General features: G+C 44.6%; 13 protein-coding genes and 1 pseudogene. 8 read left to right on the forward strand and 6 right to left on the reverse strand.

Annotated features, from left to right (window positions below):
• Positions 1-104: 104 nt before the first annotated feature.
• Both ACMAZD_RS00945 and ACMAZD_RS00950 read right to left on the reverse strand, forming a co-directional pair.
• Positions 105-1,325, reverse strand: coding sequence for a tyrosine-type recombinase/integrase (locus tag ACMAZD_RS00945; RefSeq protein WP_435248224.1), 1,221 nt, complete (start codon positions 1,323-1,325; stop codon positions 105-107).
• A 201-nt stretch (positions 1,326-1,526) separates the two neighbouring features.
• Entirely contained in the window at positions 1,527-2,393 is an 867-nt protein-coding gene (locus tag ACMAZD_RS00950; RefSeq protein WP_435248225.1) for a YicC/YloC family endoribonuclease, read from the reverse strand.
• 249 nt (positions 2,394-2,642) lie between these two features.
• Here ACMAZD_RS00950 and rph point away from each other — a divergent pair, with 249 nt between their 5' ends.
• Both rph and pyrE read left to right on the forward strand, forming a co-directional pair.
• Complete coding sequence (gene rph, locus ACMAZD_RS00955) at positions 2,643-3,359, forward strand: ribonuclease PH (protein WP_004735726.1); 717 nt, start codon at positions 2,643-2,645, stop codon at positions 3,357-3,359.
• A 214-nt stretch (positions 3,360-3,573) separates the two neighbouring features.
• A complete protein-coding gene (gene pyrE / locus ACMAZD_RS00960) occupies positions 3,574-4,215 on the forward strand; it encodes an orotate phosphoribosyltransferase (protein WP_004735727.1) in 642 nt (213 codons plus the stop codon).
• Between the two features lie 173 nt (positions 4,216-4,388).
• Here the strand turns inward: pyrE and lpxL are convergent, their stop codons facing one another.
• The 3 genes from lpxL to coaBC all read right to left on the reverse strand — a co-directional run bounded on the left by lpxL (position 4,389) and on the right by coaBC (position 7,380).
• Positions 4,389-5,369 (reverse strand): LpxL/LpxP family Kdo(2)-lipid IV(A) lauroyl/palmitoleoyl acyltransferase, encoded by a 981-nt coding sequence (lpxL, locus tag ACMAZD_RS00965; RefSeq protein ID WP_435248226.1) that lies wholly within the window; start codon positions 5,367-5,369, stop codon positions 4,389-4,391.
• A 39-nt stretch (positions 5,370-5,408) separates the two neighbouring features.
• The gene (gene slmA, locus ACMAZD_RS00970) at positions 5,409-5,999 is read right to left on the reverse strand and encodes a nucleoid occlusion factor SlmA (RefSeq protein WP_435248227.1); all 591 of its coding nucleotides are present in this window, start codon (positions 5,997-5,999) and stop codon (positions 5,409-5,411) included.
• A 139-nt stretch (positions 6,000-6,138) separates the two neighbouring features.
• On the reverse strand, positions 6,139-7,380 hold the full coding sequence (coaBC, locus tag ACMAZD_RS00975) for a bifunctional phosphopantothenoylcysteine decarboxylase/phosphopantothenate--cysteine ligase CoaBC (RefSeq protein ID WP_435248228.1): 1,242 nt from the start codon (positions 7,378-7,380) through the stop codon (positions 6,139-6,141).
• Between the two features lie 222 nt (positions 7,381-7,602).
• Here coaBC and radC point away from each other — a divergent pair, with 222 nt between their 5' ends.
• The 6 genes from radC to ACMAZD_RS01005 all read left to right on the forward strand — a co-directional run bounded on the left by radC (position 7,603) and on the right by ACMAZD_RS01005 (position 11,814).
• On the forward strand, positions 7,603-8,277 hold the full coding sequence (gene radC, locus ACMAZD_RS00980; RefSeq protein WP_435248229.1) for a RadC family protein: 675 nt from the start codon (positions 7,603-7,605) through the stop codon (positions 8,275-8,277).
• Positions 8,278-8,569: 292 nt separating this feature from the next.
• Positions 8,570-8,806 carry a 50S ribosomal protein L28 gene (rpmB, locus tag ACMAZD_RS00985; RefSeq protein ID WP_004728407.1) on the forward strand — a complete coding sequence of 79 codons (237 nt, stop codon included), beginning with the start codon at positions 8,570-8,572 and terminating at the stop codon, positions 8,804-8,806.
• A gap of 13 nt (positions 8,807-8,819) precedes the next feature.
• Positions 8,820-8,987, forward strand: coding sequence for a 50S ribosomal protein L33 (rpmG, locus tag ACMAZD_RS00990; RefSeq protein ID WP_002535344.1), 168 nt, complete (start codon positions 8,820-8,822; stop codon positions 8,985-8,987).
• 334 nt (positions 8,988-9,321) lie between these two features.
• On the forward strand, positions 9,322-9,906 hold the full coding sequence (locus ACMAZD_RS00995) for a hypothetical protein (protein WP_435248230.1): 585 nt from the start codon (positions 9,322-9,324) through the stop codon (positions 9,904-9,906).
• A 2-nt stretch (positions 9,907-9,908) separates the two neighbouring features.
• Positions 9,909-10,718 carry a bifunctional DNA-formamidopyrimidine glycosylase/DNA-(apurinic or apyrimidinic site) lyase gene (gene mutM, locus ACMAZD_RS01000; protein WP_435248231.1) on the forward strand — a complete coding sequence of 270 codons (810 nt, stop codon included), beginning with the start codon at positions 9,909-9,911 and terminating at the stop codon, positions 10,716-10,718.
• A 91-nt stretch (positions 10,719-10,809) separates the two neighbouring features.
• Positions 10,810-11,814, forward strand: a complete 1,005-nt coding sequence (locus ACMAZD_RS01005) for an NAD-dependent epimerase (RefSeq protein ID WP_435248232.1) — start codon at positions 10,810-10,812, stop codon at positions 11,812-11,814.
• 51 nt (positions 11,815-11,865) lie between these two features.
• On the opposite strand, the pseudogene ACMAZD_RS01010 reads toward ACMAZD_RS01005, so the two are convergent.
• A pseudogene (locus ACMAZD_RS01010) lies at positions 11,866-12,623 on the reverse strand (glycosyltransferase family 25 protein).
• Positions 12,624-12,856: the final 233 nt, after the last annotated feature.

Below are 12,856 nucleotides of genomic sequence, written 5' to 3' on the forward strand. Positions count from 1 at the left end.
CGAGAACGCTAAAATTTCTTTGTTTGGTGCAGTGAATATAGAAGAGATCACTTATAAGTGATCTCTTCATGTTGCAGGGTAATTAAGACATAACTTTAATGTCATTATGCAACGATTGGTTTTAAGTCATTGGCTAAAGTAACAAGAGCAACTTTCCGCTCTTCCAAATAATCATACTGGTCATAAATACCTTCAACCCCCTTTAACTTGTGATTCAAGCATCTCTCGGCCACATGGCCGGGAGTGCCTTGTTTTGACAGTAGCGTACGACAAGTGCGGCGTAGGTCATGTACCGTAAAGTGTGGCATGTCACCCATCAAGTTAGGCGGTTGTTTCTTCTTACCTGCTTCATGACCAAATAACTTAGTAATCGCTCTATTGAGCGTGTCGGGGCCCATATGGGGGCTTTTACTGGCTCGCCTGCTAGGAAAGACATACTCAGAGCCAAAACCTCTTACCTTTAATTCCTCAAACCACTCCAACACTTCTGGTGCTAATGGAATAGTAAAACCCACATTAGTTTTACTGCGCTCCTTTGGTAAGTGCCACAAGCCTTCCACTAGATTAAATTCGTCCCATTTTGCTTCACACAGTTCAGATTTGCGAACCCCTAAACAAACCAATAATGCACAAGCTAGATAATTATCACGGCTAAAGTTGGTGCAGTTCTTTCTAGCGATACTAAAGAACTGCTTTAATTCATCTTCATTCAAGAAGCGATCTTTACTTTTCTCTATGCCGCCAGCGTCTCTCACGGTAAATGCAGAGGCTGGGTTACCTTGCAGAAGGTCCAACTTCATCCCGTGGTTAAAAAGCTGCTTACAGTGTCCTAGTGCGTCATTGGCGATGGTCGGGCGACCTGAATCATTAATCGCTGTGATTGCTGTGCGAATATCACGGGCGGTAATTCTATCGAGTGGGATGTCACCGATATGTGGGGCAATATCTTTGGTGTAAACACGTTTTGGGATATTCGGGTGTTTAAGGCGTTTAACTAAAGTTGGGTACCAATCTTCAAACAGGTCGTTAACGGTCTTGATGCTCTCTTGTTCGGCACGCTTGCGCTGCAAGAGGGGATCAAAGCCTTCACGAACTTGCTTCATTTTAGTCGCGGCTTCGAGACGGGCATTAGCTAAAGTAAGATCTTTAACCTTACCAAGCGTCATTTCACGGCGCTTTTTACTGGAGGTAAAGCGTAGCATCCAACTTGCAGTACCTGATGCTGGGACCACTAGGTATAAGCCCTCACCATCAGCATGGCGCTGTGTTTTGTCACCGCCAGCCTTAATGAGCGCTTCTACTTTCTTAACTGATAACTTAGCCATAACCCACCTCTAATCATGCATGATCTTGGTGAATATCTTTTTACCCACCACTTACCTTTGTGGTAAGCCTATCATACCCACCACATTAACCACCAGTTCCCGGTGGTTAATGGTGTATTAAAGAATACAATGGTGGAAAGTTTTCTTGGTTAAGTTGTTGTATTTTAATTATTTTAATGCAGTAAAATACAGTTGTAACTGTTATTCAATGTTCTGGATCTGCTCACGCATTTGTTCGATAAGAACTTTCAGCTCTACGCCCGATGCGGTGATGTCTGTGCTGATAGACTTAGATGCTAGTGTGTTTGACTCACGGTTGAACTCTTGCATCATGAAGTCAAGCTTACGGCCACAAGCGCCACCTTTCTTCAATACTGCATTCGCTTCTTTCACGTGAGAGTCTAGACGATCTAGTTCTTCTGCCACGTCTGACTTCTGAGCCAGTAGGATAAGCTCTTGCTCAACACGAGAACCTTCAAGTTCAATTTTCGCATCTTCAAACTTGCTAAGAAGACGTTCACGTTGCCACTCTAGGATCTCAGGCATGCGTGCACGAACTTTAACGACTTCTTCAGTGATTGCATCTAAACGCTGAACGATGAGCGCTTTCATGTTTTCGCCTTCACGAGCACGAGCGTCAATGAACTCTGCAATTGCATCGTTGAATGCTTCAAGTAGATCTTTGTTGATGGCATCCATATCTTGCTCTGGCGTTTCCATCACGCCAGGCCAGTTCATGACTTGGAATGGGTTCAGACGGCTGTCTTCACCTGTCATGGTCATAACTTGGTTAGCCGCATTGATCACTTGCTGAGCCAAACCTTCGTTAATGCTTAGTTCGCCTTTCGCTGCTGGGTTTGCTTCAAAACGTAGGTTACATTCAACCTTGCCGCGAGCTAGACGCTTACGGAAACGCTCACGTAGGATTGGCTCTAAACCACGGAACTGTTCAGGCATACGGAAGTAAGTCTCTAGGTAGCGTTGGTTTACACTGCGGATTTCCCATACTGCTGTACCCCAATCGCCTTTTACTTCTTTGCGTGCGTACGCGGTCATACTATAAATCATCGAATTTTCCTGTCTTTTATCATTCTGAAAATAACGCGCACGCATAGTATCACGATATGGTGTGCTCCCGAAGCTTGTCGCTTTTTTGCGATAAATGGCCTTCCACGGTCAGTCGCTTTGAACGGTAAATAGCTTTGAAAGATAAACTGCTATATAATCTTGCCCCAATCAAAACTGTCTCACCGCGTTCTTAGGTGATGCACTCTTTCGATAGATAATCACTTCAGACTGTTAATAAGGTAGATACCAATGCGTCCAAATGACCGCGCTGTAGATCAAATTCGTCCAATTAAAATTACTCGTAACTACACAGCTTATGCTGAGGGTTCTGTATTAGTTGAGTTCGGCAACACTAAAGTTCTATGTAATGCGACGGTAGAAGAAAACGTGCCGCGTTGGTTAAAAGGCCAAGGAAAGGGTTGGGTAACCGCTGAATACGGCATGCTGCCACGTGCAACGCACACTCGTAACCGTCGTGAAGCGGCGAGCGGTAAGCAAGGTGGTCGTACGATGGAAATCCAACGTCTGATCGCGCGTAGCCTACGTGCAGTTGTTGACCTGAAAGTCATGGGTGAAATCATGATCACTGTCGATTGTGATGTTATCCAAGCAGACGGCGGCACACGTACCGCTTCTATTTCAGGTGCAAGCGTAGCAATGGCAGACGCTATCAACAGCCTACTAGCAAGCGGTAAACTGAAAAAGAACCCAATGAAAGGCCACGTAGCGGCAGTTTCAGTGGGCATCGTTGGTGCACAAGCACTGTGTGACCTTGAGTATGTTGAAGACTCAGCAGCCGATACAGATATGAACGTTGTAATGACGGAAGACGGTAAGATGATTGAGATTCAAGGCACCGCAGAAGGCGAACCGTTCAGCCACGAAGAGCTGATGCAGCTTTTAGCCCTGGCGAATAAGGGCATTACCGATATCGTCGAAGCGCAGAAAGCTGCGTTGGCCGACTAGTTTTTAATAGCTCCCACATTGGGGGCTATTTTTTTATCTTCGTCGTATTCGCGCCCTCCGCGTTGTTAACTGCGCTTGCTCACCCGAATCACTTACTACTCGTAAGTTCACGGGGTTCGCAAGCTTGTTGCCTAGCGGAAAACACGACTACTTAGAAGATACTGAGATGAGTTTAAGTTAATTAAGTTTTATTGGATAAACGTAGAGGAAAAACATGAAAGCATATCAACGTGAATTTATTGAATTTGCACTAGAGAAAGAAGTACTTAAGTTTGGTGAATTTACTTTAAAGTCTGGCCGTAAGAGCCCTTACTTCTTCAATGCTGGATTGTTTAATACAGGTCGTGACCTCGCACGCTTAGGTCGCTTCTACGCAGCAGCATTGGCAGACTCAGGCATTGAGTTCGACGTACTATTTGGCCCTGCGTACAAAGGTATCCCAATTGCAACGACAACAGCGGTTGCACTCGCAGATCACCACGATGTGGATACGCCTTACTGCTTCAACCGTAAAGAAGCGAAGAACCACGGTGAAGGTGGTAACCTAGTGGGTAGCGAACTTGAAGGTCGCATTATGTTAGTGGATGACGTGATCACTGCGGGTACTGCGATTCGTGAGTCGATGGAAATCATCCAAGCAAACGGCGCTGACTTAGCGGGTGTTCTTGTTGCGATTGATCGCCAAGAGAAGGGCAAAGGTGAGCTGTCTGCGATTCAAGAAGTAGAGCGTGACTTCGGCTGTGCGATTATCTCAATCGTTAGCTTGACTGACCTAGTGACTTTCCTTGAAGAGAAAGGTACTGACGCTGCACACCTAGAATCTGTAAAAGCGTACCGCGCTCAATATGGCATCTAATGCTTGAAGCTCTGAACCTGATGGTTTAGATCCCTAGGTTTAGAATTTCAAAACAGAAAGGCCCGAGAGATAAAACTCTTTCGGGCCTTTTACTTTTCTATTGAGGTGAGCGGCTTTCTTACCTGAAGATAGGCGTTCTATTTGTAGCGGCAACTCTATTTATAAAGGCTACTCTATTTATAACGAATGCCGCGTTCAATTTCTGGGTCTTCCATGGTTTTGAAGCGCTTGTGCAGCCACATCCATTGTTCTGGTGCTCGTAAGATAATGTTCTCAAGATAGCGGTTTAGATAAGCGGCCGCCGCTTTCTCATCTTTCTGAGGATAGTTATCTTCGATTGATTCATCGGCTATGATTTCATACTTACCATCGGCATTTCTAAACCCTGAACCCGGAACAAGAGCGCATCGGCTAGTGTAAGCCAGAATACTGGTGCCTGTTGTGGTACACGCATCTTCTACAGCGAAGAAAGGCACAAACACAGACTTGTTACGGCCGTAGTCATGATCCGGCAGGTAGAAAAGGATCTCACCCTGACGCAGGATTCGAATCATACGCTTCACATCTTTACGATGAATCAGACGGTTGCCATTTTGAGTTCGACCGCGGTATTGAATGAACTCATAAGCAGGGTTGTTGTGTGGGCGATACACACCTAACCCAGGAATCCCCAGTACGGCCATTGCTCGCGCAGTGATCTCTAAGTTCAAGGCATGCACACAGCACAACAAAACACCTTTACCGTTGGCTTTGTGAGTGCGCAGTGTTTGGGTGTCTTTATCTACTAGGATTCTTTTAAAACGCCACGTCGGCCAGAACCAGGTAATGCCGGTTTCGATCAGCGCCATACCGGTATTTTTAAAGTTTTCACTGACCATAGCCGCGACTTCATCTGCTGGCTTATCTGGGAAGGCGAGTTCCAAGTTACGTGTTGCGACCGCTACGCGCTTTTTACCATAGTGAGCCCCAAGAGAGCCCAATGAACGACCTAGCAGTAATAATATACGGTAAGGGAGAACATTAACGATAAGCGCCAATAGCCCAAAACCGAACCACACTCCCCAATATTTAGGGTGGAGCAGTGCCAGAGTAAAAGGTGGCTTAGTAATAACGTGTTGTGCCGTACTGTTTGTCGGAGAAGTTTTCGTCGTCATAACCATCACTTAAGATTTGATTGCTACTTAATTTGATTGCTACTTAATCTGAGCGCTCAGCAGTGCCCAATAAGCATCAAAGTTTTCTGTCGGTTGATATTTGAAGTCAGAACGTACAAATCGATTCAAGCTGCCTTCAACCTGACCGAGCAGTTGAGCCGCTAAGATCTTCTCATCAACCGGGAACGATTTCCCCTCACGAAGCTTCCTTTCACGCAAGATCTGGCGAAGTTGAGTCTCAATACGCTCAAAAAGCTGATTGATGCGTTCACGCAGGCGCTCATTCTCAAACATCAGGGCATGGCCCGACAAAATACGAGTCAAACCAGGGTTGCGTTCAGAAAAGGCTAAGATAAGTTGCATCACGAGGCGGATACGTTCAAGCGTGTCTTTTTCTTCATCGAGAATACGGTTGATTCGAGACATCAACGCTTCTTCAATGAACTCTATTAGGCCTTCAAACATGCGAGCTTTGCTTGGGAAATGGCGGTAGAGCGCAGCTTCAGATACGCCGACTTGCTTGGCCAACTTTACCGTTGTGATACGAGAAGCACCTTCGGTCGATTCCAACATTTGTGCGAGAGCTTGTAGGATTTCTTCACGACGGTTTGATTTTCGAGTACCAGCCATCTATTTACTTCCTTTCCTAAAGATGAGGATTGAGTGAAGCAGGATTATAAACACCATTCAATTCTGTTTCCTAGTTTTGTGAGCCCTAGGTCAACAGAATCGAGAGGTGTCAGCAGATTGTCAGAGCAAATGTGTGCGTTTATGCACCAATAAGCTGTTGGATCTGATCGAGGATCTGGAAACCAAGTGTGTCTTTGCTATCCAGTGGCAGAGATTTATCACCGTCTTTCCAATAAAGGTGCAATTCATTACTGCTGCTATTGAAGCCTTGGCCTTCGACAGAGACATCATTAGCACAAATCATATCGAGGTTCTTTCTTTCCAGTTTGCCGCGCGCGTACTTCTCTACATCTTGAGTTTCTGCAGCGAAGCCTACGGTAAATGGACGGCCTTCCGTCATTGAAGCAACAGAAGCGACAATGTCTGGGTTCTTAACCATTTGAATGGTCATGTCATCTTTACCATCGACCTTTTTAAGCTTCTGGTCTGCAATGGTCTCAGGGCGGTAATCGGCAACCGCAGCGCAGCTAATGAAAATATCGTGCTGGGCGGCGTTAGCGATAACGGCATCAAACATCTGTTGTGCGCTATCGACATCAATACGATTAACCTTGTTTGGCGTCGCTAATGAAACAGGGCCACTGATTAGAGTCACCGTTGCGCCTTGTTTAGCGGCCGCTTCAGCCAGTGCATAACCCATCTTGCCAGAGCTGTGGTTAGTAATGTAACGCACCGGATCGATGGCTTCACGAGTTGGACCTGCCGTAATTAACACCGAACGGCCAGCAAGCGGTTTAGGTTGGAAGAAGTCTTCGCAACGGTGCACGAGCTGCATTGGTTCTAGCATGCGGCCCATGCCGACATCACCACAGGCTTGTTCGCCCGCAGCAGGCCCCCAGATCTCACAGCCACGACGTTTTAGTGTGGCGATGTTCTCTTGAGTTGCCGGGTTGCTGTACATTTGTTGATTCATTGCAGGAGATACCGCAACTGTCGCATCGGTTGCTAAAACCAAAGTGGTCAGTAGGTCGTTACCCATGCCTGCGGTCATGCGTGCAATCAGATCTGCAGTGGCGGGTGCTAATAAGACTAGGTCAGCCCATTTCGCCAGTTCGATGTGCCCCATGGAGGCTTCCGCAGCAGGATCAAGCAAACTATCAGACACTGGCCTTCCAGAGACGGCTTGCATGGTGAGCGGAGTGATGAACTCCTTGGCTGCATTCGTCATCACGACTTGTACCTGCGCACCACGTTCAATTAAGCGTCGAGTCAGTTCGGCACATTTATACGCAGCGATACCACCACTAATGCCAAGTAGGATTTTTTTCCCAGCGAGGCCTTGTAGGTCAGCGTTATCCAGTTGATTAACCAATGTTTGCATGATTCTGTTCCTTAATTTCTCTGGGCTAACGATATCAGAACAAAGGATGAGTGCCTAGAAGCAGAATCGGAACAGACTTGATGCTCATTAAATTGTTATTGTCAAACTTATCAATTACACGATTTTGCTAGCGACTCGTTCCCTTTTATCTCTATCGAAGGATCTCTGTTGACGAACTCATTAAGGTGTTGGGTCGTATTCATGACCCTAAATAGACTTTATATGCCGATAAGTAAAATACCTGTTGAGTCGATGCCGAGAGAAAAGCTATTAAATAGAGGGCCTGATTCTTTGAGTGATGCGGAGTTGTTAGCGATATTTCTTCGAACCGGCACACAAGGAATGAACGTTTTAGAACTATCTGACAAGTTGATCAAAGATTTTGGTTCGCTGCGCCAACTTTTTTCTGCAACCGAGACTGAGTTTTGTGTCCACAAAGGGATGGGGCAGGCGAAATATGTCCAATTGCAGGCCGTTTTAGAGATGACGCAACGTTATTTGGCCGAAACTTTATCTCGAGGCGATGCACTCACTAGCCCAAGCCATACCAAGTTGTATCTTTCAAGTATATTGCGTGATCGCCAGCGAGAAGCCTTCTATATATTGTTCTTAGATAACCAAAACAGAGTAATAAAGGATGAAGTGATGTTTGAAGGAACCATCGATGCCGCATCAGTTTACCCGAGAGAAGTAGTGAAACGGGCACTTCATCATAATGCAGCTGCATTAATCCTAGCGCACAACCATCCTTCTGGTGTCGCAGAGCCAAGCCAAGCCGATAGGCGAATTACACGCAGATTAACCGACGCATTGGCGCTGGTGGACATTCGAATTCTCGACCATTTTGTGGTTGGAGATGGCGAAGTTATCTCTTTTGCAGAGCGCGGATGGATTTGAATCACAATTTAGGTTGTTAGTTGCGATAAATCTGCTATCATTCCGCCCACATTTTAGAACCTTAAATCAGCTCTGATTACTCAAATAGCTGCCCTGTTCAAAAAAAGATCACGAAATCCTTAAAAAGGATCTGTTCGGGTCTTGAGCAATGCATGTCAAGTTAGTATAATACGCGACCTTTGATAGCCTTGAATGGATTTTCCATTATGGTTTTTACCTCTATTTTCAGAATTGATAGAGAGGTTCGGCCACCAAGGTTGATATCGAGCTGAAACGATTTGGAGAGACATTCATGTCCCGAGTATGTCAAGTAACTGGTAAGCGTCCAGTAACGGGTAACAACCGTTCACACGCACGCAATGCTACCAAGCGTCGTTTTCTGCCGAACCTACAAACTCACCGTTTCTGGGTAGAGAGCGAAAAACGTTTTGTTAAACTACGTCTAACTGCTAAAGGCATGCGTATTATTGATAAGAAAGGCATTGATGCTGTTCTTGTTGATATCCGTGCACGTGGCGAAAACGTTTAAGAGGAATTAAGCAATGGCTAAAGGCATTCGTGAGAAAATCCGTCTAGTATCTTCTGCTGGAACTGGTCACTTCTACACAACTGACAAGAACAAGCGTAACATGCCAGGCAAATTTGAGATCAAAAAGTTTGATCCAGTAGTTCGCCAGCACGTTATGTACAAAGAAGCTAAAATCAAGTAATTGATAGCCCCTTTGTCTCTTCTTTATAGAAGAATAAATTAAAAACCCAGCTTATGGCTGGGTTTTTTTATGCCCAAAATTTGGGAAGCCCCAGTATTTTGAGAAACCTGAGGTTTTTTGAGAAGCTTGAGCTTTTTCGAGAAGAGTCAGTGCTTTTGAGAGGCGTAAGCATTTAAGCATTTAAGCATTTAAATATTGTTGGCTCAATTTGGCACCTGCCTTACAGACATTACACTTATCGATGGGCTTATAGGATCGAAAATTACTCAGCATAGAATGTGTCGCCATTTTCACGATATACTGAACCCTCAATAGGTTAGATGAGCAGAATCAGATGAGATATCGTGGACGTCGGTGGAATAACATACTCATGTTAAGCGTGATCGCTTTTATTGGGGTGTTAAACCTGCCAACATTGATTAAAACGTACCTTATCGAACCTGAGCCTGAACTTCAGGTAAGCAGTCCTTATCCTTACCTCTTAAACCCAACAGCAGAACTTCAAGCCTTACATTTTGCTAAGTGGTCGGTAGTGCAAGAAGACGATCATTGGGTTTATCAATTTAAAGAGACAACAGTTCCTCAAACTATCAGTGCGCAAGAGTTGTCGCAGCGTTGGAAAGAGCTTGTGGGCACCGAAGTCGATTCTCAAACCTATACCGACCTCTCACCACAACTGAATACGCCACACACCATTGAAGTGTGGTATCAAGACCAAGAAGAGCCACAGCGTATTACCTATTATCAACTGCCTCAGTTCTGGTTGCTAAAAAACTGGAATGATCAGTGGTTGGCGGTGTCTATTGAAGAGAGCTACTTGTTTCCAAGCTTTGGCTCAGACCAGTCATTTAAATCAGACCATCTCTTTAAAGTAGCCACACTATCTATACCAGACAACCCATCTAAATCGGACGACTAACTATGCCTGAATTACCCGAAGTTGAAGTAAGCCGGATGGGGATCTCGCCTCATTTAGTCGGTGAGAAGATTAAATCCCTGACTTTTCGAACACCTAAGCTGCGCTGGGATATCCCACAAGAACTTAAGCGATTAGAAGGGCAGGTAATTCGATCTATCTCGCGTCGTGCTAAATACCTATTGATTGAAACCGATACAGGCACAGCGATTGTTCATCTCGGTATGTCGGGTTCACTGCGCATATTAGATGCCGATTTCCCGCCAGCAAAACACGATCACGTGGATCTCAAACTTACCAATGGCAAAGTATTACGCTACAACGATCCGCGTCGGTTTGGTGCATGGCTCTGGTCGGCGCCTGATGAGATACATACTGTGTTACTCGGCTCTGGCCCTGAGCCACTAACTGACGACTTCAACGCTGTCTACATTGCTGAAAAGGCAGAAAAGCGTAAGGTTGCCGTCAAACAGTTCATCATGGACAACAAAGTGGTGGTCGGTGTGGGAAATATCTACGCCAATGAAGCGCTGTTTTCTTCACGAATTCATCCTCTACGCCCTGCGAGCAAAGTGACAAAAGAAGAGTGGGTCTTGTTAACTAAAGAGATCAAACAAGTACTCGCCACCGCCATCAAACAAGGCGGCACCACACTAAAAGATTTCGCCCAAGCAGATGGCAAGCCGGGGTATTTCGCTCAAGAGCTGCAAGTCTACGGGAAAGCGGGAGAAAAGTGCCCGAGTTGTGGTGAGAAACTTGAAGAGCAAAAAATCGGACAGCGGAATACGTTTTTTTGCTCTCAATGTCAGGTATAGAAAAACTGAACCTATGTTCACTTTTTTAAGCTAGTAGATATGCAGTCTAGTAGCTACAATTGCAATAATTATATGAATTGAGAATAGTAGAATGAAATATTTAGTAACGGGTGTTGCTGGCTTTATTGGCTCTGCAGTGTCAGAGCGACTATGTGCGGCAGGACATGAAGTTATCGGTATTGATAACTTAAATGACTACTATGAAGTCTCTTTAAAGCATAACCGTCTGAAACGTATCGAGCATGAAAACCTGACTTTTATCGAACTGGATCTTGCTGATAGAGAAGGTATGGCAAAGCTATTTGCTGAGCAAAAGTTTGACCGTGTGATTCATTTAGCAGCGCAAGCTGGCGTTCGTTACTCAATTGATAATCCAATGGCGTATGCCGATAGCAACCTTGTCGGCCACTTAGCTATTCTTGAAGGCTGTCGCCATAACAAGGTTGAACACCTCGTTTATGCTTCATCAAGCTCAGTTTATGGCTTGAACCAAAAGATGCCGTTCCACACAGCAGACAGTGTTGATCACCCGATCTCACTATACGCTGCGACCAAGAAGTCGAATGAGCTAATGGCGCATACCTATTCTCATTTATATGACGTACCGACGACCGGTCTACGTTTCTTTACGGTTTACGGCCCTTGGAGTCGCCCTGATATGGCGATGTTCAAGTTTGCGAACTTAATCGTGGCGGGTAAACAGATCGACATCTATAACAATGGCGACATGATGCGCGACTTCACTTATATCGATGACATCGTTGAAGGCATTATTCGTGTACAAGATCGAATTCCAGCAAAACAGCCAGATTGGACAGTAGAGCAAGGTTCACCAGCAACCAGCTCAGCACCATATCGTGTATTCAACATTGGTCATGGTAGCCCAGTTAAATTGATGGATTACGTTGAAGCATTGGAAACGGCTTTAGGCATCGAAGCGAAGAAAAACTTCATGCCAATACAACCGGGTGATGTATACGCAACTTACGCCGATACTGAAGATCTGTTTGAAGCAGTAGGCTATAAGCCTCAAGTTAAAATCCAAGAAGGTGCCAAAGCATTCGCGGATTGGTATAAAGCCTACTACTCGCTGTAGTAATTAATGGTTTCGAATTAAAAATAGCGCTCAATGAGCGCTATTTTTGTTTTACCGTTTTAATTTAGGGGGGTACTTGCAGCTTAAGCTAAATAAGTGATAAGCATTTGTAGCTAGATTGAGTGTCATGCTTTTTATTTTATTGCTCGCTTTCATCACTTTAACTAAATAGTTTTTCTGACCTCTATGTTTACGTTTACCTATGATTGATGGTTGCTTACTCCGTTGTAAACCCGAAGGTAAAACACCAAACATGGGGTGTTTGTGACCCCAAGTATTCCGTAAGAATACATCAACTGGATAATTGAACGTTGAACTTTGTTCGATGAAAGCATGCGCAGCTTTGGGAGATATCGCGTAACAAGCGGTCCCTTGAGGAACCTTCAAATACTTTACAAGATGTTGTACATCGTACGTGCTAACTGAGTAATGTAGTTTGTTCTTACTGTCTTGTAAGCGAATAAAACCACACTGCTCAATATGCTGCTCTGCGATAGCTAGCGTATTACGAAATATGTTTGCGTCAATACTGGCATGATCTTCGAATACTAGTATGGGTTCATTGAGCTCTACACATTTTTGCCAAATAAGGTAATGGCTGGCATAACATCCAACTTCCCCAATCGCATGTGTTCTCCCCATATTGTATAAAAACTTTTTGTCGTGAATTCTTGATAGCAAAGGATGTTCGTCAACTCTTGCATCTACTCCAATGAAAAATTCAAAATCTACTTGAACACTTTTCAGAGCATCAGCTGTTGATATTTGTCGGTTATCGTTGCCTTTAAAGTAATGCAGTATGCTTTCATAAATTGTATGTATTCATATATGAGAGCGATATGTTATCACTCACTTAGACTTGTTGTAATGGTTGTTCGTTTTCTAAGAGATTCTAACTTTAGAAAGAACAATTCACTCTAACGTTAGAGAAAAACGGATTCATTTCAATGAAGAACTACCACGAAGTAACTTTGATCCATGACCTCTTCAAATGCCTTTTGAATACGCAACCTTTGTTGAGACCTTAACCCTGTCCTGAGAA

This window comes from Vibrio sp. nBUS_14 (assembly GCF_051201655.1).
Taxonomy (GTDB): Bacteria; Pseudomonadota; Gammaproteobacteria; order Enterobacterales; family Vibrionaceae; genus Vibrio.

Coding starts and splice junctions, on each gene's coding strand:
- ACMAZD_RS00945 (WP_435248224.1), bottom strand. CDS start 1,325: ATGGCTAAGTTATCAGTTAAGAAAGTAGAAGCGCTCATTAAGGCTGGC.
- rpmG (WP_002535344.1), top strand. CDS start 8,820: ATGGCTAAAGGCATTCGTGAGAAAATCCGTCTAGTATCTTCTGCTGGA.
- ACMAZD_RS00995 (WP_435248230.1), top strand. CDS start 9,322: ATGAGATATCGTGGACGTCGGTGGAATAACATACTCATGTTAAGCGTG.
- ACMAZD_RS01005 (WP_435248232.1), top strand. CDS start 10,810: ATGAAATATTTAGTAACGGGTGTTGCTGGCTTTATTGGCTCTGCAGTG.
- lpxL (WP_435248226.1), bottom strand. CDS start 5,369: ATGACGACGAAAACTTCTCCGACAAACAGTACGGCACAACACGTTATT.
- rph (WP_004735726.1), top strand. CDS start 2,643: ATGCGTCCAAATGACCGCGCTGTAGATCAAATTCGTCCAATTAAAATT.
- slmA (WP_435248227.1), bottom strand. CDS start 5,999: ATGGCTGGTACTCGAAAATCAAACCGTCGTGAAGAAATCCTACAAGCT.
- coaBC (WP_435248228.1), bottom strand. CDS start 7,380: ATGCAAACATTGGTTAATCAACTGGATAACGCTGACCTACAAGGCCTC.
- rpmB (WP_004728407.1), top strand. CDS start 8,570: ATGTCCCGAGTATGTCAAGTAACTGGTAAGCGTCCAGTAACGGGTAAC.
- ACMAZD_RS00950 (WP_435248225.1), bottom strand. CDS start 2,393: ATGATTTATAGTATGACCGCGTACGCACGCAAAGAAGTAAAAGGCGAT.
- pyrE (WP_004735727.1), top strand. CDS start 3,574: ATGAAAGCATATCAACGTGAATTTATTGAATTTGCACTAGAGAAAGAA.
- mutM (WP_435248231.1), top strand. CDS start 9,909: ATGCCTGAATTACCCGAAGTTGAAGTAAGCCGGATGGGGATCTCGCCT.
- radC (WP_435248229.1), top strand. CDS start 7,603: ATGCCGATAAGTAAAATACCTGTTGAGTCGATGCCGAGAGAAAAGCTA.